At 53.7% G+C, this 24,507-nt stretch carries 21 protein-coding genes and 1 tRNA gene; 5 read left to right on the forward strand and 17 right to left on the reverse strand.

The window, feature by feature from the left end:
* The 4 genes from RT120_RS00935 to RT120_RS00950 form a co-directional block, all read right to left on the reverse strand.
* Positions 1 to 1,476 (reverse strand): MBOAT family protein, encoded by a 1,476-nt coding sequence (locus tag RT120_RS00935; RefSeq protein ID WP_312978373.1) that lies wholly within the window; start codon positions 1,474 to 1,476, stop codon positions 1 to 3.
* Between the two features lie 340 nt (positions 1,477 to 1,816).
* A tRNA-Pro gene (locus RT120_RS00940) sits at positions 1,817 to 1,893 on the reverse strand.
* A 76-nt stretch (positions 1,894 to 1,969) separates the two neighbouring features.
* Positions 1,970 to 3,733: an LPS biosynthesis-modulating metalloenzyme YejM gene (gene yejM / locus RT120_RS00945; RefSeq protein WP_312978375.1), complete on the reverse strand. Its 1,764-nt coding sequence runs from the start codon at positions 3,731 to 3,733 to the stop codon at positions 1,970 to 1,972.
* A gap of 19 nt (positions 3,734 to 3,752) precedes the next feature.
* Positions 3,753 to 3,980 carry a YejL family protein gene (locus RT120_RS00950; RefSeq protein ID WP_125291603.1) on the reverse strand — a complete coding sequence of 76 codons (228 nt, stop codon included), beginning with the start codon at positions 3,978 to 3,980 and terminating at the stop codon, positions 3,753 to 3,755.
* Positions 3,981 to 4,115: 135 nt separating this feature from the next.
* On the opposite strand from RT120_RS00950, the gene yejK reads away from it, so the two are divergent.
* Positions 4,116 to 5,120 carry a nucleoid-associated protein YejK gene (gene yejK, locus RT120_RS00955; protein WP_312978377.1) on the forward strand — a complete coding sequence of 335 codons (1,005 nt, stop codon included), beginning with the start codon at positions 4,116 to 4,118 and terminating at the stop codon, positions 5,118 to 5,120.
* A 52-nt stretch (positions 5,121 to 5,172) separates the two neighbouring features.
* Here the strand turns inward: yejK and rplY are convergent, their stop codons facing one another.
* Together rplY and RT120_RS00965 are read right to left on the reverse strand one after the other, a co-directional pair.
* Positions 5,173 to 5,457 carry a 50S ribosomal protein L25 gene (gene rplY / locus RT120_RS00960; protein ID WP_312978379.1) on the reverse strand — a complete coding sequence of 95 codons (285 nt, stop codon included), beginning with the start codon at positions 5,455 to 5,457 and terminating at the stop codon, positions 5,173 to 5,175.
* A 124-nt stretch (positions 5,458 to 5,581) separates the two neighbouring features.
* Positions 5,582 to 7,339: a DEAD/DEAH box helicase gene (locus tag RT120_RS00965; RefSeq protein WP_312978381.1), complete on the reverse strand. Its 1,758-nt coding sequence runs from the start codon at positions 7,337 to 7,339 to the stop codon at positions 5,582 to 5,584.
* A gap of 141 nt (positions 7,340 to 7,480) precedes the next feature.
* Between RT120_RS00965 and rsuA the strand changes: the two genes are divergently transcribed.
* The 3 genes from rsuA (at position 7,481) to RT120_RS00980 (ending at position 10,076) form a co-directional block, all read left to right on the forward strand.
* A complete protein-coding gene (gene rsuA, locus RT120_RS00970; RefSeq protein ID WP_312978383.1) occupies positions 7,481 to 8,188 on the forward strand; it encodes a 16S rRNA pseudouridine(516) synthase RsuA in 708 nt (235 codons plus the stop codon).
* A gap of 15 nt (positions 8,189 to 8,203) precedes the next feature.
* The gene (locus RT120_RS00975) at positions 8,204 to 9,397 is read left to right on the forward strand and encodes a Bcr/CflA family multidrug efflux MFS transporter (protein WP_312978385.1); all 1,194 of its coding nucleotides are present in this window, start codon (positions 8,204 to 8,206) and stop codon (positions 9,395 to 9,397) included.
* A gap of 337 nt (positions 9,398 to 9,734) precedes the next feature.
* Positions 9,735 to 10,076 (forward strand): YejG family protein, encoded by a 342-nt coding sequence (locus tag RT120_RS00980; RefSeq protein WP_125291609.1) that lies wholly within the window; start codon positions 9,735 to 9,737, stop codon positions 10,074 to 10,076.
* Between the two features lie 3 nt (positions 10,077 to 10,079).
* On the opposite strand, the gene yejF is transcribed toward RT120_RS00980, so the two are convergent.
* The 10 genes from yejF to yeiP form a co-directional block, all read right to left on the reverse strand.
* The gene (gene yejF / locus RT120_RS00985; protein ID WP_312978387.1) at positions 10,080 to 11,669 is read right to left on the reverse strand and encodes a microcin C ABC transporter ATP-binding protein YejF; all 1,590 of its coding nucleotides are present in this window, start codon (positions 11,667 to 11,669) and stop codon (positions 10,080 to 10,082) included.
* A 1-nt stretch (position 11,670) separates the two neighbouring features.
* Positions 11,671 to 12,696: a microcin C ABC transporter permease gene (locus RT120_RS00990; RefSeq protein ID WP_312978389.1), complete on the reverse strand. Its 1,026-nt coding sequence runs from the start codon at positions 12,694 to 12,696 to the stop codon at positions 11,671 to 11,673.
* Entirely contained in the window at positions 12,693 to 13,790 is a 1,098-nt protein-coding gene (locus tag RT120_RS00995) for a microcin C ABC transporter permease YejB (protein ID WP_312978391.1), read from the reverse strand. The genes RT120_RS00990 and RT120_RS00995 overlap by 4 nt, the downstream gene beginning before the upstream one ends.
* Before the next feature lie 9 nt (positions 13,791 to 13,799).
* On the reverse strand, positions 13,800 to 15,605 hold the full coding sequence (locus tag RT120_RS01000; protein ID WP_312978393.1) for an extracellular solute-binding protein: 1,806 nt from the start codon (positions 15,603 to 15,605) through the stop codon (positions 13,800 to 13,802).
* A 117-nt stretch (positions 15,606 to 15,722) separates the two neighbouring features.
* Positions 15,723 to 17,288 (reverse strand): cyclic di-GMP phosphodiesterase, encoded by a 1,566-nt coding sequence (locus RT120_RS01005; protein ID WP_312978395.1) that lies wholly within the window; start codon positions 17,286 to 17,288, stop codon positions 15,723 to 15,725.
* A gap of 166 nt (positions 17,289 to 17,454) precedes the next feature.
* Positions 17,455 to 18,024: a bifunctional murein DD-endopeptidase/murein LD-carboxypeptidase gene (gene mepS / locus RT120_RS01010; RefSeq protein WP_312978397.1), complete on the reverse strand. Its 570-nt coding sequence runs from the start codon at positions 18,022 to 18,024 to the stop codon at positions 17,455 to 17,457.
* Positions 18,025 to 18,440: 416 nt separating this feature from the next.
* Positions 18,441 to 19,154, reverse strand: a complete 714-nt coding sequence (locus tag RT120_RS01015) for a phosphatase PAP2 family protein (protein WP_312978399.1) — start codon at positions 19,152 to 19,154, stop codon at positions 18,441 to 18,443.
* A gap of 46 nt (positions 19,155 to 19,200) precedes the next feature.
* The gene (locus tag RT120_RS01020) at positions 19,201 to 20,178 is read right to left on the reverse strand and encodes a GTP-binding protein (protein ID WP_312978401.1); all 978 of its coding nucleotides are present in this window, start codon (positions 20,176 to 20,178) and stop codon (positions 19,201 to 19,203) included.
* Positions 20,179 to 20,299: 121 nt separating this feature from the next.
* Positions 20,300 to 21,766, reverse strand: a complete 1,467-nt coding sequence (locus RT120_RS01025; RefSeq protein WP_312978403.1) for a fructuronate reductase — start codon at positions 21,764 to 21,766, stop codon at positions 20,300 to 20,302.
* 260 nt (positions 21,767 to 22,026) lie between these two features.
* Entirely contained in the window at positions 22,027 to 22,599 is a 573-nt protein-coding gene (gene yeiP, locus RT120_RS01030; protein WP_312978405.1) for an elongation factor P-like protein YeiP, read from the reverse strand.
* A 155-nt stretch (positions 22,600 to 22,754) separates the two neighbouring features.
* Here yeiP and RT120_RS01035 point away from each other — a divergent pair, with 155 nt between their 5' ends.
* Entirely contained in the window at positions 22,755 to 23,009 is a 255-nt protein-coding gene (locus RT120_RS01035; protein ID WP_312978407.1) for a YkgJ family cysteine cluster protein, read from the forward strand.
* Here RT120_RS01035 and setB read toward each other — a convergent pair.
* Positions 23,006 to 24,187 (reverse strand): sugar efflux transporter SetB, encoded by a 1,182-nt coding sequence (setB, locus tag RT120_RS01040; protein ID WP_312978409.1) that lies wholly within the window; start codon positions 24,185 to 24,187, stop codon positions 23,006 to 23,008. The two genes, RT120_RS01035 and setB, sit on opposite strands and share 4 nt — an antisense overlap.
* Between the last annotated feature and the right edge of the window lie 320 nt (positions 24,188 to 24,507).

Genomic DNA, 24,507 nt, shown 5'->3' on the forward strand with positions numbered 1-24,507 from the left:
TTAAAAATTAAAATATAAAAATACGGTACTGGTACTTCTTAAAGCAAAGTACACGGCAATGACTGTTAAACATGCTATAGAAATCATGCACTTATAGGTTGTTTTTGTTTGAAGAACTATTTCTATTGAGTTTTTTTGCGTCATTATAATAAATGATACAATAATCATGAAGAATTGGCCTGCATATCCTGCTATTCCAGCAGGCAACAGACTATAAAGAGTATCAAAAAGTACACCAAGCATTGAGAGATTATTAATTGGCACATTTGCAACATCCATGGCTTTAAATGAGTCAATATTAAACATTGAACTAATTATTTGGGTCGCATCCTCTACTGAATGGGCTCGGAAAAAAATCCATGCGATGTTAACAAACATAAATGTAATGAACCATGCAACTGGTTTTGGCAGAGACCATCCAGTCTTAGACCAAAATCGATGTATGACCAGCGCTGCACCATGCATGGCACCCCAGATTATGAACATCCAGCTCGCGCCATGCCATAACCCACCAATCACAAATGTCAGAGCTAAGTTGAAATAGGTTCGGAGTTCTCCGGCGCGATTTCCGCCCAGTGGAATGTAAATATAATCACGCAGATAGCGCCCCAGGGTAATATGCCATCTGCGCCAAAAATCCTGAATATCTAACGACTTATACGGTGAGAAAAGGTTAACAGGATGTAAGATATTAAACAGTAAGGCGGCACCGATAGCCATGTCGCAATATCCACTAAAATCAAAGTATAACTGAAACGTATACGATAAGCTCGTGACCCATGCGCTATAGAAATTATGGATATAGCCGGGTAAAAAACCCAGATTTGCCCATTCTGCGAACATATCTGCCAGGACAACTTTCTTAAAAAGTCCAATCCCAAAAATCATTAAGCCTAACAGGATATTTTTATACTTAATGGTTAAATTCCATTTTGAGGCAAACTGACCCATCATTTCCTTATGATGAAGTATCGGCCCGGCAATTAGATGAGGAAAGAACGTAACAAATAACGTGTAATTGACAAAATCATACTCAGTAGCTTTGCCTTTGTAACTATCCACTAAAAATGCGATTTGCGTAAAGGTGTAAAAACTAATGCCCAAAGGCAGAATAATTTCTGCTAGCTGAAAGTGAGTGCCTACGAACTGATTTAAATTATCAATAAAAAAATTAGAATACTTGTAATGGCCTAACACTAAAATATTAACAATTATTCCAAATGTAAGGATGATTTTTCGCTTTTTTGTACTGTGTTTGGTTTTTAATGAACATTCGGATCCAATAATGTAGTTAAATATTATTGAGCCTAACATTAATGGTATGTATGCAACACTCCAATAACCATAAAAGAAAAAACTGGCTAAAACCAGCCAAAATTTCCCAGCTTTAAATAATCGTTGCTTGTTGAGTAAAAAATAAACAATGAAGACGATGGGCAAAAAAGCAAACATGAATATAGGTGAACTGAATACCATTTCAGAACTCTCGTCAGCGTTACATAAAATTACGTGAGGAAGATCACTTTCGACATCGAATGTATCGAACGCATTCTAGCGGTAATTTAAGTTTTAAGGCGAGCTATTTTGGGGCGCTTTTATAAGATTTTTTTATGGTGTTTTTAAGTTAATAATTGCGATCGTAGGTGTATTAAAGAATTATTAGCATTATAAATCGTTACTTCATCTAAATTTGAAACAAAATAACGGGGGCAATAGTAATTTGCAATATTTTTTCCTTTCTGAAAAGGTGATTTGTTACCACTAAATCGCAGGCATAAAAAAACCAACCGCAATGGGTTGGTTTTTTAGGGAATTTTGGTCGGCACGAGAGGATTTGAACCTCCGACCCCTGACACCCCATGACAGTGCGCTACCAGGCTGCGCTACGTGCCGATTTGTGGTCGCTAATACTACCTGTTTCCACGCTGATTGCAAGGGCGCGCTTACCGAGTGATTTATAATTAATCAATCAGTTAGCGATAAACCGTTTTTCGTCAGTCAGCACCTGCAACAGCAAACCTAGCTGCGGTTTGGTTTCCTTCACTTTTTCACCGGCTGGATTATAAATCTGGTATTTGCCGCTGTTTTCCAGCACGACCGTCTGTTCCGGCGTGGTAATCGCCAGCGTCAAGGCATCCGCGCTGACCACCCAGTTGTTCTTACGCGTCGGTGCAAACAGGTCTTCGCCCTGGGAATATTCATTGGCGCTGGTGCGTACGTGCAGCAGGCGCTGCATCAGCGTGGTCATCACGTCCTGGTGATCGGTCAGTTTACCCACGCGCTGTGCAGGCGTGCCCGGCCAGTGAACCACCAGCGGCACTTGCAGATGCGAGCGCGACCAGTCAAAGCTATCGCGTTGTTCGCCCAGCGGCACGCCGTGGCCCGCCGTGACAATCACCACGGTATTTTCCAGTTTGCCTTTGCTTTGCAGCGACGCCAGAATCCGCTGAATTTGGTTATCCACATCGCTGACGGCGCGGCCATAACGGCGAGCGAAGTCTTTTTGCTGGGTATCCTCAGGCAGGTTAGTGCCGTTCAGCGCCACCCAGGAGAACCAGCGGTTATCTTCAGATGCATACTGATTCAGCCAGTTGACCCAGCGTGAGGCCGTCTGTTCATCGGACTGGTTCTGCGCCGCAGGCAGCGAGAAATCAGACAGCAGCGCCTGGCGGTACAGCGAACTGTTAAAGCCGTCAGAGGCGAACAGGCCCAGTTGATAACCCTGTTGGTTCAGCGCGGTAATTAGCGCAGCCGGAATACGCGCCGACAGTACGCCATCCATATACGCAGGCGAGATACCATAGAACAGGCCGAAAATGCCGTTATCAGTGGCATTGCCGGAGCTCATATGCTGGGTAAAGTTAACGTTCTGTGCGGCGAATTGCGCCAGAGCAGGCATCTGCTGTTCGAAGCGCGAATAATTAAGCCCGTCAACGGTAATCAACAGCACGTTGTAGCCCGCGCCTAAATCACGATAGCGCAGTTCGCTCAGCGGATACTGCACCGACACCGCTTCCGGATTACCTTGCTCCACCAGACGGCGCTGGTACTCCGCCGCATCCAGCAGGCCATGTTTCTCAAGAAAGCGCCGCGCGGTCATCGGATAGGAGAGCGGCAGGTTAGCGCGCTGCATGGTAATCGGACGATAGAAATTGGCGTCGGCCCAGATATAAGCCACGTGGGTGACGATAAACGACACGAAAAAGAAAATCGCCACCGGGCGCGCATAATGCCGACGACGCGAGAGGCTGCGCAATTTCTGCCAGCTCCAGGTCGCAAACAGCATTTCAATCAGTAAAATCACCGGCACGCTGATAAACATCAGCTGCCAGTCGCGGGCCATTTCGCTCTGATCGGGGTTGATTACCAGCTCCCATACCACCGGGTTGAGGTGTAAGTGGAAGCGGGTAAACACTTCGCTGTCAATCAGCAGCAGCGTCAGGCCAGTGGTGGCCAGAATGGCGGATAAAAAGCGCATCAACCGCTGCGACATCACAATGAAGGTCAGCGGGAACAGGATCAGCAGGTAGCCGGCGAACACCAGAAAGCTAAAGTGCCCGGCCAGGCTGATATACGAATAGACGCGCCCCACCAGGGTAGTGGGCCAGTCGGCGACAAACAGATAGCGGCTACCGACGGCCATAGCCATCAGAATATTAAACAGGGCGAACCAGTGCCCCCAACTGATCATCTGGGAGACTTTTTCACGGTAGCGCTGACGGTTAGTCACCATAACGTATTAACTGTGTTCCTTAGTGCGCGTCGTCTTCACGAACCGAAGACTTTAGCGCCTCGGCAAACGAGTGAGCAAGCGCCTGGCGCTGGGACGGACTGATACTGGTATTGATAAGGTTGGTCACCATATTGCCGAGCACCATCAAAGACAGGTCGGTCGGCGCCTTATGCTTTTCCAGCACGTTTACCATTTCTGTAAGCAGCGCTTCAACGCGTTCATCACTATAGCGGGAGAGTTGTGGCATAAATCTACGTCAGTTAAGTTCGAGAAAGTCCGATATATTACCGTAGCAACGGTAATATTTCCCCATTTTTATCAGCAGTTGCAGCGGACGTCGGTCAGTGGTTGAATACCGCCCGGCCTAAAAGGAGAGTTTATCATGAGTCTGGATATCGACCAGATTGCAATACACCAGTTAATTAAGCGCGATGAGCAGAATCTGGAGCTGGTGCTCCGCGATTCGCTGCTGGAGCCGAATGCCGCCGTGGAAGAGATGATGGCGGAGCTGCATCGCGTTTATAGTGCGAAAAACAAAGCCTATGGCTTGTTTAATGAAGAGAGTGAGCTGGCGCAGTCGCTGCGTTTGTGCCGTCAGGGCGAAGACGATTTCCTGGCCTTTAGCCGCGCCGCCACCGGGCGTCTGCGCGATGAACTGGCGAAATACCCGTTTGCCGACGGCGGCATCGTGCTGTTTTGCCACTACCGTTATCTGGCGGTGGAATACCTGCTGGTGGCGGTGCTGAATAACCTCAGCAGTATGCGGGTTAATGAAAATCTGGATATTAGCTCAACCCATTATCTGGATATCAATCATGCGGACATCGTGGCACGTATCGATCTCACTGAGTGGGAAACCAACCCGGAATCGACCCGTTATCTGACTTTTCTGAAAGGACGGGTAGGGCGCAAGGTCGCCGATTTCTTTATGGACTTCCTCGGTGCCAGCGAAGGCCTGAACGCCAAAGCACAAAACCGCGGTTTGCTACAGGCGGTGGATGACTACACGGCGGAAGCGCAGTTGGATAAAGCCGAGCGCCAGAACGTGCGTCAGCAGGTTTACAGCTACTGCAACGAACAATTGCAGTCGGGCGAAGAAATCGAACTGGCATCGCTGTCGAAAGAGCTTTCTGGCGTTAGCGAAGTGAGTTTTGAGGCGTTTACCGCCGAGCAGGGCTATGAACTGGAAGAGAGTTTCCCGGCGGATCGCAGTACGCTGCGCCAGTTAACCAAATATGCCGGTAGCGGCGGCGGGCTGACGATTAATTTCGACGCCATGCTGCTGGGCGAGCGTATTTTCTGGGACCCGGCCACCGACACGCTGACCATTAAGGGCACTCCGCCAAATCTGCGCGACCAGCTTCAGCGCCGCACGTCTGGCAAATAAAGGCCAAAAAAAACGCCGCATTACGCGGCGTTTCTTCAGACCAGCCCGGCAATTACGCGCGAACGAAGTCGATGTGTTGCAGTTTCGGCTTGTAAGCGTGACGCTGTACGGCCTGAACTTTAACTTTTACTTCTTTACCATCAACAGCGATAGTCAGAACTTCGCTGTAGAACTCAGGCTTAGCCTGCATGTTCATAACCTGGTCGTGGTCCAGTTCGATGGCAATTGCAGCGTCTTCTCCGCCATAAATGATGGCCGGGAATTTGTTCGCTGTGCGCAGGCGGCGGCTCGCACCCTTACCCTGCTCTTTACGTACTTCTGCGTTGATAGTAAACATTAACTTTTCTCTTCTTTAATTCCTGTCGCAGGCGACCCAGCGACAGGCAGATTATCTGCTTTGCGGATGCAAAAGCGGGCGGGATTATAGCCATAACCGCCCCTGGCTTCAATGAAAACCACCGCTAACCGCGTAATTCGTTGGCGCGGCGGTAGCGGCCCTGATAGTCGAACACCTTTTCCCGCACCTGCCAGAAGCGATCTTTCATCCGTGCCACCACAAAGTCTGGGTGGCGCAGCAGCGCGTGTTGCGCCGCGATATCCGCCGCCGTGATCCAGCGTAGCGGTATGCCAGGCGTGCGGGTATGAGGGCGCAAAAACAGATGTTCAAAGGCGGTGCGCTGTGCGGGCGTGTGCAGACGGAAGCGCTCACTGACATCCGCGCCGTCTTCATCGTAATAGGTGGCTTTAAGCCACTCGCCCTTCGCATCGCTGCCGCTTTGTAACTGCATCCCGCTACAGCGCAGCACCAGCGCGTCTTTCAGCTTCAGCGCTGCTTTTAACATATCGTCGGGGTCAACCAGAATGGTATCGCACTGGTGGCAACGGCGGGCGGCGATATCGTTTTCCGCATTGCATTGCGGGCAGTTTTTGAAACGAAAGCGATAGTCGCACTGTTCGCGATTGCCGTCGTCATCCTCCAGCACGCCCTGGCAGCGCCGCCCGAAATGCTCAATCAGCGTACCGTCTGCGGTGGTTTTTCCCCAGAATGTGTTGGCGAAGCCGCAGCCTGGGCAGAACACCTGCACCGGCACATTGTCCGAGCCTTTTTTTGCCGCGCCGACTTCCGGGGTAAACAGATCGTGCGGGTTACCTGCGTAATCAAGGATTAAACAGTCGGTTTTGCCCTCAAACAGCCGCAGCCCACGCCCGACGATTTGCTGATACAAACTGACCGACTCGGTCGGGCGCAGAATCGCAATCACGTCGACATGGGGCGCATCGAAACCGGTCGTCAGTACCGACACATTCACCAGATAGCGAAAGCGGCGTGCTTTGAAATCATTAATCAGCAGGTCGCGCTCCGGGCCGGGCGTTTCGCCGGTGATCAGCGCCGCTTCTCCGGCAGGCAGCAGGCCAGTGATTTCCCTGGCGTGTTCGACCGTGGCGGCGAAAATCATCACCCCCATGCGGGTCGCGGCGAAATCGACGATCTGGCAGATGATATGCGGCGTAATGCGCCGCTGTTTTTTCAGCTCCAGATTGAGATCTGCCTCGCTGAAAATCCCGTTCCACTGCGGCTGAAGGCGGCTGAAGTCGTACTGCACCACCGGCATATCCAGCCGTTCCGGCGGTGTGAGGTACCCGTGTTTGATCATGTAGCGCAGCGGCAGTTCATAGATGCAGTCGCGGAACAGGGCATTCTGGTCGCCGCGCACCATGCCGTGATAGTGGTACTGATAAATCCAGCCTTTACCGAGCCGGAACGGTGTGGCGGTTAACCCCAGCAGGCACAGCCGTGGATTGCTCTGGCGCAGATGGCGCAAAATCTGCTGGTACTGGCTGTCGTCATCGTCGCTGATGCGGTGGCACTCATCGACAATCAGCAGCGAGAACTCGCCCTGAAACTCATCGAGATTGCGCGCCACCGACTGCACGCTGCCGAACACCACTTTGGCCTGGCTCTGCTTGCGCTTCAGCCCGGCGGAGTAGATATCCGCCTCCAGCCCGAGGGCGCAATATTTGGCGTGGTTTTGCTCCACCAGCTCTTTGACGTGCGCCAGTACCAGCACGCGCCCGCGCGCAACCCGCGCCAGTTCGGCGATAACAATGCTTTTCCCCGCGCCGGTCGGCAGGACAATCACAGCGGGTTCAGCGGATTTTCGAAAGTGGGCGAGGGTGGCGTCTACCGCCTCGCGCTGATAGGGTCGTAGCGTTAACATTGCGTGCTTTTCAAATTCATTAGCGTGCGAAACATCATTTTAATCTTGAGCGAGTCCGTTAGCCCGCTATACTGACCGGTCTTGATGATTTCTTTCATTACCAGCCCATGCTGGACCGCGTTTAACAGGCAAAAAACTTCAATGCGACTTGATAAATTTATCGCCCAGCAGCTCGGCATCAGCCGCGCTATTGCCGGGCGTGAGATTCGCGCCAGCCGGGTAACCGTTGATGGCGAACCCGTAAAAGATACCGCGTTCAAACTGAAACCCGAACATGATGTGGCCTACGAGGGCAACTCCCTGGTGCAGCAGACCGGCCCGCGCTATTTTATGCTGAACAAGCCCCAGGGCTACGTCTGCTCCACCGACGATCCGGATCATCCCACCATTCTTTATTTCCTGGATGAACCGCTGGCGCACAAACTGCATGCCGCCGGGCGTCTGGATATCGATACCACCGGTCTGGTGTTGCTGACCGATGACGGCCAGTGGTCCCATCGTATCACGTCGCCGCGCCATCACTGCGAGAAAACTTATCGCGTAACGCTGGAATCGCCGGTGGCCGATGATACCGCCGAACGGTTCGCGAAAGGCGTTCAGTTGCATAACGAAAAAGATCTCACCAAACCGGCCGTGCTTGAAGTGATGACCCCGACGGATGTGCGTCTGACCATCAGCGAAGGCCGTTACCACCAGGTGAAGCGCATGTTTGCCGCGGTAGGGAATCACGTGGTGGAACTGCACCGCGAGCGTATCGGCGCAATTGAACTGGATGAAGATTTAGCGCCGGGCGAATACCGCCCGCTGACCGAAGACGAAATAGCCAGCATTGGCTTGCCGTCACGTTAATTTCAGGAGAGTGGAGTGACCACCCGACAAAATTCTTCGATGGGGATCGTCGTCATTCTTGGCCTGTTAGCCATGCTGATGCCGCTGTCTATCGATATGTATCTGCCGGCACTGCCGGTGATTTCCCAGCAGTTCGGCGTGCCCGCAGGCAGTGCCCAGATGACGCTCAGCACCTATATTCTGGGTTTCGCGGTGGGGCAGCTGTTTTATGGCCCGATGGCGGACAGCCTGGGCCGTAAGCCGGTGATCCTCGGCGGTACGCTGGTGTTTGCCGTGGCGGCGATTGCCTGCGCGTTATCCCAGACTATCGATCAGCTGATCGCTATGCGCTTTCTCCACGGCCTGGCGGCGGCGGCGGCAAGCGTGGTGATTAACGCCCTGATGCGCGATATCTATCCCAAAGAGGAGTTCTCGCGCATGATGTCGTTTGTCATGCTGGTCACGACCATTGCCCCGCTGGTGGCCCCGATGGTGGGCGGTGCGGTGCTGGTGTGGTTCAGCTGGCACACCATTTTCTGGATCCTTGCGGTGGCGGCGCTGATTGCTTCAGCAATGATCTTCTTCCTGATTTCGGAAACGCTTCCAGCAGAGCGGCGGCAGAAATTCCATTTCCGTACCACGATAGGCAACTTTGCCTCGCTGTTTCGCCATAAGCGCGTGCTCAGCTATATGCTTGCCAGCGGCTTCAGTTTCGCCGGGATGTTCTCATTTCTGAGCGCCGGTCCGTTTGTCTATATCGAAATCAACCACGTCTCGCCGCAGGATTTCGGCTATTACTTTGCGTTGAATATCGTGTTCCTGTTTGTGATGACGATATTTAACAGCCGCTTTGTGCGCCGCATCGGGGCGCTGCGTATGTTTCGCACCGGGCTGTTTATTCAGTTTGCGATGGCGGTGTGGATGGTGGTCAGCGCGCAGTTTAACTTCGGCTTCTGGGCACTGGTGCTGGGTGTGGCGGCATTTGTCGGCTGTATATCTATGGTGGCGTCTAACGCGATGGCGGTGATTCTGGATGAGTTCCCGCATATGGCGGGCACGGCATCGTCGCTGGCGGGGACGTTCCGTTTCGGCATTGGCGCGATTACCGGCGCGCTGCTCTCGATGTTCACCTTCAATTCCGCCTGGCCGATGATCGGCTCTATCGCGTTTTGCGCGACCTGCTCAATTCTTTTCTACCTCTATGCCAGTCGTCCCAAAAGACACCGTTAACTGCCACTCAAGGGGTACGAAAACTACCCCTTTCTTAATCCATATCAACGAATAAATTCCCCGTCTCCGTACAATTTGTTTCGTGAATGTAAATGTAAAGGTCTTAAAAAGTCATTTTTTTGTAGTCAAAAAAGGTTGAGTTAGATCGCGTTACAGGTTACATATAGCGCCGAAATGAGATGTACCGCACAAAAATAAAGGGTTACCGATGAACGAGTAACCGAAATTTTTACAACAGTGTAACCGTTTTCTATGTTGATCATGTTACGTTTAATCAACATTGTGTTAACCTGTATGTAAAGTGATTGTGATTTTTTGCTCTTGCTGGGGAAGTATTATGAATACGTTACAACTTTCCATCGTCCATCGCTTGCCCAATAGCTATCGTTGGTTGACGGGCTTCGCAGGTTCAAAAGTTGAACCGATTCCGCAGTGCGCGCAAAGCGAAGACGATTGCCTGGTCGGCCTGAAATTGCTCAGCCCGGTAGATAACGCGTGGCAGGTAATGAATAAATTAAGCCAGGCGTTAACCGATATCGAAGTGGATTGTGCCGTGCTGGAATGTGAAGGCGAGCCATGCCTGTTCGTGGACCGGCAGGATGAATTCGCGGCGACCTGCCGTCTGAAAAACTTTGGCGTTGCGATTGCCGAAACCTTTTCTGGCCAGAATCCTTTCTGAGGATCAGCGCAGCGTAAGTAGCTGGCGGGTATACTCTGCCGCCGGCGAGGCAAACACCTGCCCGCACGGTCCCTGCTCAACCACTTCTCCCTGCTTCAAGACCACCACCTGATGACACAGCGAACGCACCACGTCCAGATCGTGGCTGATGAACAGCCAGGCCAGGCGGTGCTTCGCCTGGAGTGATTTCAGCAACGCCAGAATTTGCGCCTGAACGGTTCTGTCGAGGGACGAGGTCGGTTCATCCAGCACCATCAAATCTGGCTTCAGGATCAGCGCGCGGGCAATGGCGATGCGCTGGCGCTGGCCGCCGGAAAACTCCGCCGGGTAGCGATGACGCGTTTCCGGGTCGAGCCCCACTTCCTGCATCACTTCCATCACCTGGGCTTCGCGCTGCTGGGCGGTCAATTCAGGATGATGCACCCGCAAGCCCTCTTCAATAATTTGCAGCACATCCAGACGGGGATTGAGCGAAGAGTTCGGGTCCTGAAACACCACCTGGATGCGATGGCGCACCGGCAGCATCTGCTTGCGGTTCCACTGATGCAGCGGCTGCCCGTCGAACCAGATTTCGCCCTGGGAAGGGATGAGCCGTAACAGCGCCAGGCCGGTGGTGCTTTTGCCTGAACCGGATTCGCCCACCAGACCCAGGCTTTCACCGGCCCGCAATTCAAAACTCAGATTACGCAGTGCGTAGTGATGCCCCACGGTGCGGCGGAAAATCCCGCGCCGCAATGGAAACGCGACCTGTAAATCCGTTATCCGCAGCAGCACAGGGCTGTCGGCGGGGAGGGCGACCGGATCGCCCTCGGGCTCAGACGCCAGCAGCTTTTGGGTATAAGGGTGGCGCGGCTGGCTGAACAGCGGGCGGGTCGCATTCTGTTCGACGCACTGGCCGTTTTGCATTACCGCCACGTTATCCGCCAGCTTTTTCACGATATTCAGGTTATGAGTAATAAACAGCAGGCCCATATTCAGCTCGCGTTTCAGCTCATCCAGCAGTTGCAGGATTTGTGCCTGCACCGTGACGTCCAGCGCCGTGGTGGGTTCGTCGGCGATCAGCAACTGTGGCCGGGTCAACAGCGCCATCGCAATCATCACGCGCTGACGTTCGCCGCCGGAAAGCTGATGCGGGTAATCATTCAGGCGGCTGGCGGGCTGGCGAATGCCTACGCGCTCCAGACAGGTGAGTATTTCTGCCCGCGCCGGATCACGGCGCATTCCATGGTGCAGCGAAAGCACCTCATAAAGCTGCTTTTCGATGTTATGTAGCGGGTTAAGCGACACCATCGGTTCCTGGAAAATCATGGCGATTTTATTACCGCGCACCTTACGCAACTGCGCTTCGCTGGCGTGCAGCAGGCTTTGCCCCTGAAACTGAATATTGCCCTGCGGATAAACCGCAGGCGGCGATGGCAGCAGGCGCAGAATCGACAGCGCGGTCACGCTTTTACCGGAGCCGGATTCGCCTACCAGCGCCAGGGTTTCGCCCGCGTTGATGCTGAGCGACAAATTGTCCACCACCCGGCGTTCAACGTTATTCTGACGAAACGCGATAGAGAGCCCGTCGATGGAAAGCAGGGGAGCCGTCATATTACGCCACCTTACTGGGGTCGAAGGCGTCGCGCACCGCTTCGCCGATAAAAATAAGCAGTGACAGCAAAATTGCCAGTGAGAAAAAGGCGGTGATGCCAAGCCACGGGGCCTGTAGGTTATTCTTGCCCTGTAACAGCAGTTCGCCAAGCGACGGCGAGCCCAGCGGCAGGCCGAAGCCGAGGAAATCCAGCGAGGTCAGCGTGGTGATCGAGCCGCAGAGAATAAACGGTAAAAAGGTCAGGGTCGCTACCATAGCGTTAGGCAGCATATGCCGCCACATAATGGCGCGATCGCTAACGCCCAGCGCCTGAGCCGCGCGAATATAATCAAAATTACGGGTGCGCAGAAATTCCGCCCGCACTACGCCCACCAGGCTCATCCAACCAAAAATCACGGTGATTGCCAGCAGCCACCAGAAATTGGGCTGCACCACGCTGGACAGCAAAATGATTAAAAACAGCGTCGGCATTCCCGACCACACTTCGATAAACCGCTGCCCCCACAAATCGACTTTACCGCCGTAGTAGCCCTGGATCGCGCCCGCCGTTACGCCAATCACGCTGGAGCACAGCGTCAGCATCAGCCCGAATAAAATCGAGATGCGGGTGCCGTAGAGAATGCGCGCCAGCACATCGCCGCCGTTAGCATCGGTGCCCAGCCAGTTTTGGCTGGATGGGGGCGAAGGGAAGGGCAGATCGGTGGCGTAATTGATCGCGTTTGCCCCGAAGCGAATCGGTGCCCACAGCACCCAGCCTTGCTGTTCAATGCGCTGCGCCAGCCACGGGTCTTGATAGTTCGCCCGGGTCGCCAGCGGGCCGCCAAAATCGCTTTCGCTGTAGTTAACCAGCGCCGGAAAAAACCAGCGATCCTGGTAGTGCACGACTAACGGGCGGTCATTCGCGATAAGTTCAGACGCCAGGCTTAAAACGAAAATCACCATGAAAATCCACAGCGACCAGAAACCCCGGCGGTTGCGGCGGAATCGCACCCAGCGCGCCTGGTTTACGAGGCTGAAGTGACTCATCCGCGTCCCTCGAAGTCAATACGCGGATCGACCAGCGTATAGGTGATATCGCTGAGAATATTCAGCAGCAGGCCGATCAGCGTAAAAATATACAGTGTGCCGAACATCACCGGGTAATCCCGCGACACGGTGGCTTCATAACCTAACAGCCCCAGCCCGTTGAGTGAGAACATCACTTCAATCAATAACGAGCCGGTAAAGAACATGCTGATAAATGCCGCCGGAAAACCGGCGATCACCAGCAGCATGGCGTTGCGAAACACGTGGCCGCGCAGGATCTGTTTCTCGCCCAAGCCTTTGGCGCGGGCCGTGACCACATACTGCTTGCGGATCTCATCGAGAAACGAGTTTTTGGTCAGCATGGTTAACGCCGCAAAGCCGCCAATCACCGTTGCCAGCACCGGCAGCGTGATATGCCAGAGATAATCGGTGATCTGCTTATACCAGGGCAGGCTGTCGAAGTTGGCTGACACCAGGCCGCGCAGCGGGAACAGATCGAACCAGGTGCCGCCCGCGAACAACACAATCAGCAATATGGCGAACAGAAACGCGGGAATGGCGTAGCCGACAATAATCAGCGCGCTGCTCCAGACGTCAAACGCGCTGCCGTTACGCACCGCCTTGCGAATGCCCAGCGGGATAGAGACCAGGTAGATAATCATTGTGCTCCACAGCCCTAGCGTGATCGACACCGGCAGGCTGTCGCGGATCAGCTCCAGCACCGAGGCGCTGCGAAACAGGCTGTTGCCAAAATCGAAGCGCACATAGTCTTTCAGCATCGTGAAATAGCGCTGATGCAGCGGTTTATCAAAGCCGTAGCGTTTGGTGATCTCTTCGATAATCTCCGGATCTAACCCACGCGCGCCGCGATACTGGCTGTCGCCGGGATTGCGTACGCCCGCCTGGGCATGGCTGAGGCCAGTCCCTTCGCCGCTCACGCCCGGTATCCCGCCGCCACGGCCAAACTGAATAGCGGAAATCGCCTGGTCCACCGGGCCGCCTGGCGCAATCTGGACGATGAAAAAGTTAATGGTGATGATCGCCCACAGGGTCGGGATAATCAGCAGCAGACGACGAATCAAGTAAGCGCCCATCGTCGCTCCTTAGCGCCGCGCGGCGGGCAGTTTTTCCGCCCGGTTAACGTCATACCACCAGGTATCGAAACCCAGGGAATAGACGGGCGCTACCGCTGGATGGGAAAACTTATCCCAGTACGCGTAACGGTCGGAGGACATATACCACATGGGCAGCATATAGAAATTCCAGGTCAGCACGCGATCCAGCGCCCGGCCCAGCGGCAACAGCTTCTCTTTATCGCCCTGGTTCGCCATGATCTGGGCGATCAGCTTATCCACCACCGGGCTTTTCACGCCGGGGGCATTATAAGTGGAATCAATATATTCCGAGGCCCAGGAAATTTGCAGGTCGGAACTCGGCCAGGGCATGGCGCGCCACAGCGACGGCATCATGTCGTAATCCCGGGTGCGCAGCCGGTTGGTGATTTGCGAATTATCCACCTGACGAATGTTCAGCGTAATCCCAAGCCGTTCAAGATTGTGCTGGAACGGCAACACCCACTGGTTATTGCCGCCAGAGGAGAGCAGCAGTTCAAAGCTGAACGGCTGGCCGGTTTTCACATTGACCAGCTTTTGATTTTTCAGCTCCCAGCCCGCCTGTTTCAGCAAGTCGATGGCTTTCAGCAGATTGTCCCGGTCGAAGCCGTCGCCTTTGGACACCGGCGGCTGATACACGGAGGTAAAGACCTCTGGCGGCAGGTCGGCCTTCATGGGTGCCAGCAGCACCAGCTCATCGGCTTTGGGGTAATCGCGCGCGGCGTAGTCGGTATTCTGGAAATAACTGTTGGCGCGGCTGTAAGCGTTGTAAAACAGCGCTTTGTTCATCCATTCAAAATCAAACGCCAGGGTAATGGCTTCCCGCACCCGGCGGTCGGTGAACTGGGGGCGCTGGATATTAAACGCCAGCCAGCGGGTATCAGTGGCTGCCTCGCTTTTCTTTTCTTCTTTTACGATGTATTTGCTGTCGAAATTTTTTCCGAGATAGCGGGTCGCCCAGTTTTTGGCGCTGACCTCGCTGCGAAAATCAAACGCGCCCGCCTTGAAAGCTTCAAACGCCACGTTATCGTCGAGGTAGTAATCGTAGCGGATAGTGTCGAAGTTCCAGCGTCCACGGTTTACCGGGAGATTCGCGCCCCAGTAATCTTTCACTCGCGAATAAACCACATACTGGCCCATTTTCCAGGCGGTAATTTTATACGGGCCACTCGCCAGCGGTGGGGTAGAGAGCGGATCGCTCAGCTTATGATCCTTCCAGAACGCTTTCGGCATTACCGGCAGGGAAAACAACCCCAGCAGGTTTTCTTTACCCGGCGTGGCAAGTTCAATGCGCACCGTCAGTGGCGCAATCGCTTTGACCGTGGTGCCTTTATAGTAGATACGGAACTGGGGGACGCCTTCGGTCATAAACTTTGAGAAGGTGAAGGCGACATCCTCGGCGGTAATCGGGCTGCCATCGTGAAAGCGGGCGCGGGGGTTCATTTCTACTTCCGCCCAGGCATAGTTGTCTGGGTAGCGAACCCGCTCGGCAATCAGCGGATAATAGCTGGCCGGTTCGTCGTCGGAAGTGGTAAACAAGGCGTCGTAAAGGTTTTCGGTGCGCACCGCCGCATTGCCGCGCAGAGCGAAGCGGTTGAAGTTATCAAACGTACCGATGTTGGAAAGCGTGATATTGCCGCCCTTAGGCGCGGCAGGATCGACATAGTCGAAGTGGGTGAAATCCACAGCGTATTTAGGTTCGCCCAGTACCGCCAGCGAATAGCTTTCTTTAATGTCCTGTGTGTATCCCACGGTGCTTATCAGACTAAGCAGTAAAACCAGTGCGCGCGCAAACATACGATGGCGTGATCCTGTTGTTATCCCGGCGGGCCGCCGGGCTACGCTTTGTCTGTGAATAATAAGTGACGGTCGCGGGATTGTGAAATAAATGTCCCGACAATCTCCCCGAATCGGTTAATGCCCCGATCGCTGGCGCTGCCAGTCGATAAGCTGGGCGACACGCACCGGGCGTGAAAAGAAAAAGCCTTGCAGATAATTTACACCGCGGTCGCGCAGCCATTTGGTTTGTTCCCATGTCTCCACGCCTTCGGCGACGGTGGTCATATTTAACCGGCGGGCGAGGGTGATCACCGCATCCAGCACGGGCGAGGTCACCGTTTCGGTGCCAATGGCGTTAACGAAACCACGGTCAATTTTCAGGTAATCCATTGTGAAGCGCTCCAGATAAATCAGCGCGCTGTGCCCGGTGCCGAAATCATCTACGGCAATCTCAAAACCCTGCTGGTGCAGCCATTCAAACAGCGATACCGCCTCCTTCTCCTGAATCATATCCCGTTCGGTGATTTCAAAGACGATCTGGAAATAGTTGTCGGGCAGCGAGGCGGCAAACTGGCGAATATCCTCTTTGAAGTCCGGAGAATGTAGGTGCCCCGGCGCGATATTAACGCCGATTTTAGCGCCCTGCGGCAGGATATCCATCAACAGCGGGACTTCTTTGGCGATCAGCTTAAACAGATGGCGGGTCAGCGGGACGATAAGCTGCTGGGCTTCAGCAAAATTGATAAAGGCGTCTGGCGGGATGGCACCCGCCGAGGGGTGCTCCCAGCGCATCAGCACCTCTGCGCCGGTCATGGTCAGGTTATTCGCTTCCACCACCGGCTGCCAGACTATATAAAACTGATTGCGGCGAATGCCCTGCATGATCTCTTTACCGGAGCGCTGGCGAATATACAGCAGGTATCCGCACAGGCATCCACCAAGGGTGCCAGCGAAAATGCCGGTCAGGGCCGACAGCGCGACATCTTCTCTGGACCAGGTTCTGCCGTAAATAAAGAGTTTGATGGGGTAATCGGGCAACGTGGCGATGCGCAATGGCGGCGACGCCAGGCTGGCGACATTTTGCACGCCGGGCGACGCCGTGGTTATGGCTTTGTCACCGACCACCAGCGCCACGCTTGCCGCATCGCGATGGCGCGAAGTGAACAGCAAATAAGGCGTCAGATTGACATTCAGGGTTGTGAAAATCCCGCGCTGTGCGTTAGCAGGATTCTGATACCAGATAGCGAGAGTCGGTTTACCAGGCATCATCGGCGTACCGGGCATAATTTCTAAATCGACTTTTTGATGCGTATCGATTGCCGGAGCCAGTTTCGCCATGGGTTCCGACATACTGCCTGTCGCTGAAGAACAGTACGCCGTGTCGTTATTCACCAGCACAAATGCCCGGACATTAATATTAAACGCCGCGCGGGACGTAAGGTCAGCGGAGACGTGGTTGCACCCTGCCAGGGTGAGCGGCTGTAACGTATCGGTAACCGCTTCGAGATCGTTAAAGTAATCGCGCACGTAGCGTTCAACGCCTTGTGCCAGTATGTCATAGCCCTGTTCCCGCTTGTGGTGTAGCGACAAGGCGTAAAGGGCGGAAGTGCTAATCGCCATGACGACGCCGATCATGATGCTCGTCATAATCATTTTCCGTGGCGTCGTCAGATAGCGCGCAAAGATATTGGCTGCTCTCATCCCGGGAGGCTCTCTGTTATCTGTGTAAGTGGGTAGGGTTCCCAGAAAATATAACGTAGTTAATGAAGGGTGTGATCGTTCTGTTTGCGGCAAACAAAAACGCTGCCGAAGCAGCGTTTTGTTGAATAACATCTTTTGGAACAGCCAAGGGAAGCTGACAACAAGATTAACTGCGGGTCAGGACGCGCCGCGCTTCATTGTAGCGCTTGTTCCAGTAGGGCTCATCCATGCTGGAAATCACGACGCCGCTGCTGGTTGACGCATGAACGAACTGGTTGTTGCCAATATAGATACCGACATGGCGTCCCGTTGAACCTGCGCGGAACAGCACTAAATCGCCGGTGCGTAAACCGTTACGGGAAATGTGTTTACCCATTTCCTGCTGTTCGTAGGTCGAACGCGGCAGTTCTAAACCAAATTGTTCACGGAAGGTACGCTGCACAAAACTAGAGCAATCGATCCCGCTACGGCTGCTGCCGCCAAGGCGATAGCGCACGCCTTTCCAGCTCGCGTACTGGTCCATTAAGCGCGATTTGATATCGACTGAACGAACCATTTGTTCAAATTCATCCTGAGAGGCTTGCAGTAAAAAACTATCGTTACTGCCAACTGCATGCGTCTCAGAATGCACGTTCTTTGCGGTGTTGGTGGAGCTACAAGCTGAAAGCAGTACCGCAACTGCAATCGCAGGGATTACCCGCAAGAAATATCTCACAATCGGTTGAGATGTGACCATGTTGTTTATTTTCCCTTGAAGTCCTTAACGACAAAAATCGTTATAAAAAATGCCAAACGTGACGAGACTAATTAGCGAGGCGGGATGAGACAATTCTGGATGTGCAAAAATGTGGATTAACGCACACTATGATTACTCATGAGCCACTATTTAACCGTTTGCCAACAAAGCGAAACCGAGATTACCCGATCGAAACTCGCATGGCGAGCGCTTTTATCTGATTTTTTATAAGAAATTGTGATGTTAAAAAACAAAAATTATATTTAAACAATTATGTAACATCTGTGCGGGTGAAATAAGCAAGTATTTCATTTCGATGACAATTTTTGCGTTTATTATTTAAGCTAAATTTCCCTGCGCAATAAAAAAACCGCCACTTATCGATGACAAAAGTGGCGGTTTATTTTATGTACAATTTATTGAATATTCGGACTCTGTTTATTCTTCCCGGGCAAATAATAGTTCAGTTGCGTGATTATTTTATCGCTTAGCGGCGTTAATAGCACCCAGGGAAGCCCTACTAAAATCACGGATAACGAGCCCACGAATATATCGGTGAACCAGTGCGCGCCGATCATCATTCGCGGCAGGGAAAAAACCACAAAAATAACCAGAGAAATAGCAAAGGCCCGTGCGCCGAAATAGCGCAGCATAAATCCGCAAAAGATCATCAGCATCATCCCATGATCGCCGGGGAAGCTGTCTTTTGAGGCATCTTTGGTCGGAATATTGAGTAATTCGCTGACGCGATGAATATCGGTGAAAAACAGCGTCGGGCTGTGACGCTGCACCGGCAGCTGTTGGCCGATTTGGTTCAGCACCACCGCCGTCAGCAACATCACCACGCCCATAATGACAATCTGGCGGCGGCCATACGCTGTCTGCCTGATCCAGTACGACAAGATCAGCAATCCCATCGCCACCAGTGAAAACCCGTCAAAGGCACGGTTATTAGTGATCGCCACCAGCCATAAAAACGCGCGATTCTCTACCAGCAGGTTATTGAAGTAGTGGAATATCCCGGAATCCACAGGGAACCAGAATCCGTGGTTTACCGGAATCATCCACGAAAAAAACAGGGCAATACCGACGATATTCAATAACACAATAAGAGGGAGACGCGTTTTCATGATCTTCATCACAGTCTGAGATTACACCCAGGCAACGTTAGTCGGACTAACTTAAACGAATCTTCAACAAACTTGATTGCAGCGCATTCCAGTCGGCCTGATCGTTATGAATAAGCTCGATGCGGCTGTCCGGCGGCGCGACGTTTTGGGTTTCGATATGCAAGTCCAGCCCCTGGCGGTTGATTCGCACCAGCCCCTCAGGAATACGCATCACGCCTTTTACCCGATCCACCGGGGCCAGACGCGCCCATTCCAGCAGGCCGATGGTGTCGAATACGGTTTCGCTGTCAAAAATCCATCCGCAGGCGTGATAGCCCTGGCCCTGATTCAGATTGCGCCGCCAGCGCTGGTGGTTGGCTAAATTCAGCGCCGCTAAACCGCGTGATGACGGATGCGCGTGGCTGTGTTCCGGGCTGGAAGGCAGCTCGCGGGTATTATGGCGCGGCGCGTCCAGCAGGGCGTTATCGATGTGCCCCTGGGTAGCGACCACGATCTGGCGGTTATCGCCGTGTGTTTCCTGCCATTGTTCCAGCGCCTTGAGCGCGGCGTCGTCGGCGCGGTCCTGCTTGTTGGCGATAATAATGTCGGCGGAGGCCAGCTGATCGCGGAAATTATCATTACTGGCGTATTGCGGCTCCAGCAGTTGCCGGGCGTCCAGCAGGCATAACGTGGCGCGCAGGTCGATCCACGGTTCGTAAACTGGCGCAGTCAGGATATCGAGGATCTGTTTAGGGTGCCCCAGCCCGGTGGGTTCAATCAACAGCCGATCGGGTTTGCCCTGGCGCAGCAGCGTATTCAGGCCAACCTGCATCGGCAACCCATTTACACAACACATGCAGCCACCGGGGATCTCTTTCAGCAATGCGCCGCTATCGGCCAGCAGCGCACCGTCAATGCCCACTTCGCCAAATTCATTCACCAGCACCGCCCATTTCTCGGCGGGGTCTTTATTGGCTAACAGATGAAGAATAGTGGTGGTTTTACCGCTGCCGAGAAAGCCGGTAATAAGGTTGGTTTTGGTCACGCAGGACTCCTGGCGAATTTCTATCGCAAAAAAGCGATAACAAAGTGTAGCCGGTCATCCTGGCGAAAAAAGACGGCAAAGAGAAGAGGGGGAGCAGATTTGCTCCCCGGAGGAACGGCAATTAACGACGCGCCAGGCGCGCTACCGCGTCGCGCGCGCCGGTGCGGCACAGGCTTTGCCAGGCCGCTTTCAGGGTATGGATAAATAGCGGATTAGCGGGAAGATCCTGACCGAAAATCTCTTTCAGGCTCAACAGCGCTTCCACGCGTTCGTCCTCGCTGCTTTTCTCAACCTGAGCACGAATTTTTTCGACCAGCGGGTCGCGGATATCAATCGGCTCGCCGCTGTCATCCACGCCGCTGACGTAGCGCATCCAGCCCGCCACGCCCAGCGCCAGTAATGACCAGTCGCCGCCGTTAGCCAGATGCCAGCGAATGCCGTCGAGCATACGCTGCGGCAGTTTCTGGCTACCGTCCATCGCAATCTGCCAGGTCTGGTGTTTCAGCGCCGGATTGCTGAAGCGTTCGATCAGGCTATCGGCATAGGCGGTTAAATCCACGCCGGTAATACGCAGTGTTGGGGCTTGTTCGTCCAACATCAATTTGCGGGCAGCGGTTTTAAAGTTCTCGTCTTTCATGCAGTCGGAGATGTGTTTGTAGCCCGCCAGATAGCCCAGCCACGCCAGGAACGAGTGGCTGCCGTTCAGCATCCGCAGCTTCATTTGTTCCCAGGGGAGTACGTCGTCCACCAGTTGAACACCTACCGCCTCCCATTCGGGGCGGCCCGCGACGAAATTATCTTCCACCACCCACTGGATAAACGGCTCGGCGCTGATGGCGCACGGGTCGTCGACGCCCAGAATCGCGCTGATTTCCTGCAAGGATTCCGGGGTGGCGGCGGGGACAATGCGGTCCACCATGGTAGCCGGGAAAGAAACGTGTTCCGCTATCCATTCCACCAGCGCTGGCGAGCGCTTTTGCGCCATGCCGATCACCGCCTGGCGCACCACGTGGCCGTTTTCGGGAATGTTATCGCATGACAGCACGGTAAACGGGTTTAGCCCACGCGCCTGGCGTCGCGCCAGCGCTTCCACCAGCAAACCGGGTGCGGAGTGCGGCGTGTGCGGGTTTTCCAGATCGTGGATAATGCGTTCATTGGTTGCATCAAGCTGTCCGCTGGCCGGATCGATGCAGTAGCCTTTTTCGGTAATGGTCAGGGAAACAATCGCCACTTGCGGTTCGCAAAACTTCTCAATAATGGCCTCGAGACCATCCAGCTTTGCATTCAGGCATTCGTTGACCGCGCCAACCACAATCGCGGTATTTCCTTCTGCGCCTTTCTCCAGCACGGTAAACAGATGATCCTGCTCGCGCAGCGCGCTCATCAGCTTATCGCCGCTGAACAGGCTGATTTCGCAGATCCCCCAGCCGCCACCGTTTTTGCGCAGCACCCGGTCAGTCAGTAATGCCTGGTGCGCACGGTGAAACGCGCCGAAACCGAGATGCACGATGCGGCTTTTCAGCGCGCTGCGGTCGTAAACCGGCGTTTGTACGTCGGGCGGAAGAGTAGCGGTGGCGAGGTTTTTCATTATCTGCTTTACCTGATTAACCATTAATTAACATCATCAGTGTAAAGTTATACGACAGCAATGTGAATTGGTGTGCCGGGATAATCTGTAGAGTGTGAAGGGGATCATGCAACCGCAACAAACACGGTGAGATTCAGAGAAAAAGAGCGGTGTAATGAAAGTGTAATTGGTATGACAACTTTTAACGAGAACTCGCAGGCTAAATCGATTTAATAACCTGCTAATAACAAGCAGGGGCATCGCTGCCCCTGATTAATCAATTAATCGGCGCGGCCCATGTAGCGGCGTTCCGGGATGTGAATACGGATTTTATCGCCGTTGCTCAGGTACTCCGGCACCTGAATGACCAGGCCGGTTGACAGGGTCGCAGGCTTGGTGCGGGCGCTGGCGGATGCGCCTTTAATGCCTGGGGAGGTTTCCACGATTTCCAGGTCTACGGTTTGCGGCAGTTCCAGCGCCAGCAACTGTTCGTCCCAGGTCAGTACCTGCATATCCGGCATACCGCCTTCCGGGATAAACAGCAGTTCGTCTTCAATCTGCTCTTTGTTGAAGATAAACGGCGTGTAGTCTTCCGCGTCCATAAACACGTATTCGTTGCCGTCAACGTAGGAGAAATTGACGAAACGGCGGGTCAGCGTAACGGTATCCACGATATCGTCGCCTTTGAAGCGTTCTTCAACTTTCAGACCAGTGCGCACATCGGAAAAGCGCATTTTATACAGCGTGGCCGCGCCACGGGCGCTTGGCGCCTGGATATCAATATCTTTCACCAACAGCAACTTGCCGTTGTAATTGAGAACCATACCTTTCTTTATTTCATTCGCTCTTGGCATTGGGAAAATCCTGTTAATAGGGTCTTATAAAAGATCGCGTCAAACTACTCGTGGCTTGCGGTTGTGGCAAGCGGATTTGTATTTGCTGTAAAAGTCATAGTGCCAGGCGCGGCCGCCTGTTAAAGTCGCCGCTCAATACTTCCCCGGAGCCCAGAATGGAATGCCGTCCAGATTGCGGCGCATGCTGTACCGCGCCCTCTATCTCCACCCCCATTCCGGGTATGCCGCAGGGCAAGCCCGCCAATACGCCCTGTGTGCAGCTTGATGAACATCAGCGCTGCAAAATCTTTATGTCGCCGCTGCGCCCGGCGGTGTGCGCAGGGTTGAAGCCGTCACGAGAAATGTGTGGCGAGTCACGTCCCCAGGCGATGCAGTACCTTATCTGGCTGGAGGCGCAGACTGCGCCTTAGACGTCTTTAATTTGCAGCAGGCACCACAGCGTCAGCACGATCATCGCCAGCCCGACGTAAAACACGCTATGGAAATTCCAGATTTCGGCAATGATCCCGGCCATCGACCCGGCAATAATCCAGCCTACGCGGGTGGTATTAGTATAAAGCGTGGTGGCGGAACCCGCCTGACCCGGCATTAAATCCTGAAAGTAGAGCATGCCGATACCCGCCAGAATCCCAATATAGATGGCGTTCAGCAGTTGCAAGCCCAACAGGACGACAGGGTGGTGGAAGGTCAGCATGCCGATATAGAACAGCAGCCCGCCGACGGTCGCGATGCGCATCAGGAAGCGCTTGCCGCAGCGTTTGGCGTAGTAACCGGCAATCAGCATGGTCGGGATCTCCAGCCCGGCAGCCGTGCCCATCATGATCCCCGCCAGTTTTTCCGGGTAATGCAGTTCATTAATGATATAGAGCGGCATATTGATGATGTAGAGGCTGTTGGTACCCCACATCAGCGTACAGGCAGCGAACAGCAGCAGGGCATCCCGGCGGTTACTGCGCGGCGCTTCGAGTTTGGCGCTCACCGGGACCGGCGTTTTGCGCATTGAGGGCAGTAAAAACCAGACAATCGCTCCGCACAGCACATAGGCGAATGCCGCGCTGATGTACATCACGTCAAAGCCAAATCCCATCGCCAGCGCGTAAGCAATCGGCGGGCCAATGACCCACGCCAGCGACACCTGGGCTCGCAGAATCGAGCTGAACATCACCGCTTCACGACCGGTTTTATCGGCGTGCTCCCGGGCAAGGGCGAACATTTGCGGGTTGGCCGTTGAGCCAAAGCTGCTCAGAAAAACCCCGACAAACAGCAGCACGAAATAGTTGCGGTTCCAGGCGAACAGCAGGCTGGCAAGCGCGCCCAGCAGGCAGCAGGCAAAGATCAGCGTTTTGCGGTCGCCTTTTTTATCTGAACGCCCCGCCAGAAACTGGCTCACCATAATGCCGATGATGGCGCTGCCGCTAAAGAAGAACCCAACCATCGCCGGACGGGCGTGAACTTCGGTGGTCAGAAACAGGCTCAGCGTCGGTGTTTGCAATGCGCCAGCAATTCCGGTCAAAAAGGCCACAATTAAGAATGACGCGGACGTGATATCGAACGTGCGTGGGGGGAGTGCGGTGGTGTTGTTAGACATGTTGGAAGTTCAGATTTTAGCAAGGTGCGCAGTTTACGCGCAGCGGCGGCAAATAAACAGGGTGTCAGGTCAATTCCCTGCTTTTTTGAACCGCAGTTTCAGTGCTGAACAGGAGCTGACGGCTGGCTGAAATGCCCAAAATAATTTCAGCTAAGTTCAGTGCCGGGCCGCTGAAGTGTGCGGAAACTCAAAAATCTGACATCCCGTTAACAACAAAACTTGCCAGTTTCGCCAGATGCCTACACACTCGCGAAACGTTTCAGCGTCGTCTTTTTGGCTTGCCACATTGAGAGGGCGCATTTTTTCTCATGATGGCTGAA

It is taken from the genome of Atlantibacter sp., from assembly GCF_032062175.1.
In the GTDB taxonomy this organism is placed as follows: Bacteria; Pseudomonadota; Gammaproteobacteria; order Enterobacterales; family Enterobacteriaceae; genus Atlantibacter.

Excerpts from the sequence above, each read along its gene's own strand:
- RT120_RS01025 (WP_312978403.1), bottom strand. The coding sequence starts at position 21,766 with ATGAAAAACCTCGCCACCGCTACTCTTCCGCCCGACGTACAAACGCCG.
- yeiP (WP_312978405.1), bottom strand. The coding sequence starts at position 22,599 with ATGCCAAGAGCGAATGAAATAAAGAAAGGTATGGTTCTCAATTACAAC.
- yejM (WP_312978375.1), bottom strand. The coding sequence starts at position 3,733 with ATGGTGACTAACCGTCAGCGCTACCGTGAAAAAGTCTCCCAGATGATC.
- setB (WP_312978409.1), bottom strand. The coding sequence starts at position 24,187 with ATGTCTAACAACACCACCGCACTCCCCCCACGCACGTTCGATATCACG.
- mepS (WP_312978397.1), bottom strand. The coding sequence starts at position 18,024 with ATGGTCACATCTCAACCGATTGTGAGATATTTCTTGCGGGTAATCCCT.
- RT120_RS00965 (WP_312978381.1), bottom strand. The coding sequence starts at position 7,339 with ATGTTAACGCTACGACCCTATCAGCGCGAGGCGGTAGACGCCACCCTC.
- RT120_RS01035 (WP_312978407.1), top strand. The coding sequence starts at position 22,755 with ATGGAATGCCGTCCAGATTGCGGCGCATGCTGTACCGCGCCCTCTATC.
- RT120_RS00935 (WP_312978373.1), bottom strand. The coding sequence starts at position 1,476 with ATGGTATTCAGTTCACCTATATTCATGTTTGCTTTTTTGCCCATCGTC.
- RT120_RS01015 (WP_312978399.1), bottom strand. The coding sequence starts at position 19,154 with ATGAAAACGCGTCTCCCTCTTATTGTGTTATTGAATATCGTCGGTATT.
- rsuA (WP_312978383.1), top strand. The coding sequence starts at position 7,481 with ATGCGACTTGATAAATTTATCGCCCAGCAGCTCGGCATCAGCCGCGCT.
- RT120_RS00990 (WP_312978389.1), bottom strand. The coding sequence starts at position 12,696 with ATGAGTCACTTCAGCCTCGTAAACCAGGCGCGCTGGGTGCGATTCCGC.
- RT120_RS00995 (WP_312978391.1), bottom strand. The coding sequence starts at position 13,790 with ATGGGCGCTTACTTGATTCGTCGTCTGCTGCTGATTATCCCGACCCTG.
- RT120_RS01005 (WP_312978395.1), bottom strand. The coding sequence starts at position 17,288 with ATGAGAGCAGCCAATATCTTTGCGCGCTATCTGACGACGCCACGGAAA.
- RT120_RS01000 (WP_312978393.1), bottom strand. The coding sequence starts at position 15,605 with ATGTTTGCGCGCGCACTGGTTTTACTGCTTAGTCTGATAAGCACCGTG.
- RT120_RS00950 (WP_125291603.1), bottom strand. The coding sequence starts at position 3,980 with ATGCCACAACTCTCCCGCTATAGTGATGAACGCGTTGAAGCGCTGCTT.
- yejK (WP_312978377.1), top strand. The coding sequence starts at position 4,116 with ATGAGTCTGGATATCGACCAGATTGCAATACACCAGTTAATTAAGCGC.
- rplY (WP_312978379.1), bottom strand. The coding sequence starts at position 5,457 with ATGTTTACTATCAACGCAGAAGTACGTAAAGAGCAGGGTAAGGGTGCG.
- yejF (WP_312978387.1), bottom strand. The coding sequence starts at position 11,669 with ATGACGGCTCCCCTGCTTTCCATCGACGGGCTCTCTATCGCGTTTCGT.
- RT120_RS00980 (WP_125291609.1), top strand. The coding sequence starts at position 9,735 with ATGAATACGTTACAACTTTCCATCGTCCATCGCTTGCCCAATAGCTAT.